Raw genomic sequence first — 3,343 nt, forward strand, 5'->3', positions numbered from 1 at the left:
ACGTCATGCTTGGTGACGCGCTCGATCTCGTCGATGCGGTCGACGTCGAACGTCGCGGCGCCGCCCTTCTCCCAGATCGTCTTCGCGGCCTCCTCCGGCGGGGCCGGCGGGACGACAGGCGCGGCCGGCTGGACCCGCCGCGGCGCGACATAGGCGGCCGTTCGCGGCCAGACCGATTGCGGAACGAGCGCCACCGGAACCTCCTCTAAACGGCGCGGGAGCGCGCGAGCGTCGGCGTCTCCCGCGAAGAAGCCCCCGCGTGAGCCGGATGGGGAGGCGCAGGGCGCCGGGCCACCGCATCTGAAATTTCAATGCCGGTCGCCCGGCGCCCCACGCGCGGCGGTTTCGCGACGGCCGGGGGGATCGCGCTCCGGTCGCGGGCGGCCCGCGGCCCCTTGCGGGGTCGGTCCCTTTGCGGCATCCGGACCGAAGGCTCCCGAAGAAGCCCGAACCCGAAGGCCATCCCGCGCCTTGAGGCGCTCGAAGGCGCGGCCCCGTCCTAGTGCGGGGCGGGCGATCGCGTCTCGACCGGCCGAGGGGATACGACAACAATCCTCAGCCGGAGAGCCCAGGCCGACGTCCCGAGCCGCGAAGGTCCGGCCTCCGCGCCGCAGGCGCCGCCCTCACATCCCGCGCGAAGGGCCGGTCCGGACGCGCCTCCCCGGGGAGAAGGTTTTGGGATCATGCACGCGGGGAAGGGAGGCGTCAAGGAATAAATTCATAGCCTCACGTGTGGCATAGCCAAATGTGCGCTGATAGCGGTCCCCCCGACAGACCGGCGCTTGAAGGCGGCATGCACGCTATTGTCGTCTTCGATCCACGTCATCAGGAGGATCTGAAAGACGGCGCGATCGACCTGACTGGGAAGTAGGAGAGTAGAGAGTTCGCGGCCCTTGGGCAGATCAACGATGGCCATGTAAGGGAGGTGGCGATGCGCATGCCCGCTGATTGGCTATGGGACTACAGTATGGATCCCCAGAGCGACCTCAGGCCCGCAAGCGTTCGTACATAGGGGTTAGTGCTTCAATTACGATATTCACTATATTTCTGATGCTTTCCAGCGGGTATGGATGTCCATTTATATAAAGAATGTTAGCTGTTGCATGTATTGTCTCGGCGTTGTCTCTTTTTGACGGAGTCCCCTGATGAACTCCGCCGCCAACATTGGCTACGTAATTTACGATCTCCTTGACCGTAAGAAGCTTTCCTTCGGAAAAGCTCATGGGTGTTGCCAAAAACTCGTCTAGTGAAGCAAGTTTAGTGTTTGGATTTTCGATTATACACGGATCAGGGTTTAAGTAGCCTAACATTAAATATTCTCTAGCTGGCATATCTTCCAGAAAAGAGTCAATTCCTGATTTACCAGGTGTAGCGAATATTTTGAATTTAAAGTCTAAGCCGTGCTTTCTCTTTATTTTGTTGACAAGCGGGTGGCCGGAATCAGTTAAAAGCCTTCAATATCGCCGAGGCGTCGAGAAGGTTCTTGGCGCCGGGGTATTTGGCGATTTCCCTAAGTCTTTCTATGTCCCAAATGAACCGCGCCTCGTCAGGAAACATGGCATGACCCAAGAAAAAGACGCGGAGAGCGCAGGGGTCGATATGCGCCGTGACGCAACCCCTTTAGAGCGCTTTTCGACCCCGCCCGAAGCCTAAGCAGTAATCGACAGAACGAGAAGCGCAAATTATTGCGGTCGACGCCTAACGCGGCTTCTTAGCGCGATGCTTCCGCGAGAACACGGCGGTCGAGCTCTCTGTTTAGACGTGGTCTGCATTTTTTGATGGTTGTAAGTCAGGCGCTTGCCGGCGACGCGTCGGGTCAGGTCGTCGTGCGCTTGCGATCGCTGATTTTCACGACTGAGCGAAAGCTCAGAGGCTCCCGTCGCTCCAGGATGCGAGCTCCGTCAAGTCTATAACAGGGAAGCTGATCCCACATAAACGCGGCAGCATTGGGCCCCGCCGCAGCGCCCCCCGGAACCCTCCCCATCCTCCCGCGTTTGCTCCCCGAAGGGCACATACGCTGAGCGGGCCCATGGGCCCGCCGGGAGGACGGATATGACGCTGAAGAACACCGATATGCTTGGCCGCATGAAGCTGCTCGGCCCCGCGGCGCTCGTGGCGGCCGCGCTGGCGGCGAGCGGCGCCGCGCAGGCGCAGACCACCACCATCACCACCGACACGCCCTCGGTGACGACCGAACAGCGCCAGACCACGATCCGCACCGACGACGACGCCGCGGTCGAGAAGCGCAAGACCGTCACCGAGCACAGCGACGGCTCCGTGACCAAGGAAACGACCAAGACCAAGGTCGACGAGCCGGACACGACCACGCGCACCACAATCGAAGCGCGCTGATTTTTTTCGTCCCAAGGAGAGCTGAAGACGGCGGCCCCCGGGCCGCCGTCTTTCGATTTGCGCCGCCGCCGAAGCTTTGCCGGCGCGCCCGCGGGGGTGGTCGGGGCCGGCCGCCGCAACAGATGGTAGCGTGATGACACCTTAGGTTCGTCGCTGGAGTCTCGCGGTGGCAGGTCTCGCCTCGTTCACGCGCTGCGCCGCTTGGCTCCTGCTCGGCTCTACGCCGGCCCTCGCGCATTTCCAGGAGATCATCCCTTCCGCCGACGTGCTGCCCGGCGGCGGCCGCGTCACGGTCGACATGATCTTCACGCACCCCTTTGACGGCGGGCCGGCGATGGAGATGAAGCGCCCCGTGCGGGCGGGCGTGCTGAAGGACGGGAAGAAGCTCGATCTCTCGGCGTCTCTCGCCCCCAAAACCTTCGGCGACGCGAACGGCTGGACGCTCGTCCATGACATGGGCGAGCCGGGCGCGGCGGTCTTCTATGTCGAGCCGGAACCCTATTTCGAGCCCGCCGAGAACAAGCAGATCGTCCACTACGCCAAGGTGATCGTCGACAGCTTCGCCTCCGGCGAGGGCTGGGACGCGCTGGTCGGCCTGCCGGTCGAGATCCGCCCGCTGACGCGGCCGACCGGGCTGTGGACCGGGAACCAGTTTTCCGGCGTCGTGCTGAAGAACGGAAAGCCCGCGCCCCACGCCGAGATCGAGGTCGAGTTCATCAATGACGGCTCGGTGAAGGCGCCGAACGACGCCTTCGTCACCCAGGTCCTGAAGGCCGACGCCAACGGGACGTTCTCCTACGCCATGCCGCGCGGCGGCTGGTGGGGCTTCGCGGCGCTGATCGAGGGCGACGCGCCGGGCCGCTCGCCCGACGGGCGCGAGGTCGCGGTGGAGGAGGGCGGCCTCATCTGGGTCAAGGCGACCGACATGGAAGACCGCCGCGCCCGGCTCGCCCATGTCATGGACGAGCGTCCAGCCGTTCGCGTCGCCGAA

General features: G+C 63.6%; 3 protein-coding genes. 2 read left to right on the plus strand and 1 reads right to left on the minus strand.

Annotated features, from left to right (window positions below; all coding sequences use genetic code 11):
- Positions 1-194: hypothetical protein (locus tag ACIKT0_RS15540; protein ID WP_407106234.1), on the minus strand; the 194-nt coding region annotated here is incomplete at its 3' end.
- 1,858 nt (positions 195-2,052) lie between these two features.
- On the opposite strand from ACIKT0_RS15540, the gene ACIKT0_RS15545 reads away from it, so the two are divergent.
- Entirely contained in the window at positions 2,053-2,352 is a 300-nt protein-coding gene (locus ACIKT0_RS15545; protein WP_407106236.1) for a hypothetical protein, read from the plus strand.
- A gap of 166 nt (positions 2,353-2,518) precedes the next feature.
- On the plus strand, positions 2,519-3,343 hold an 825-nt coding region (locus tag ACIKT0_RS15550; protein ID WP_407106237.1), incomplete at its 3' end, for a DUF4198 domain-containing protein.

The organism is Hansschlegelia beijingensis (assembly GCF_045505405.1).
GTDB lineage: Bacteria > Pseudomonadota > Alphaproteobacteria > Rhizobiales > Methylopilaceae > Methylopila > Methylopila beijingensis_A.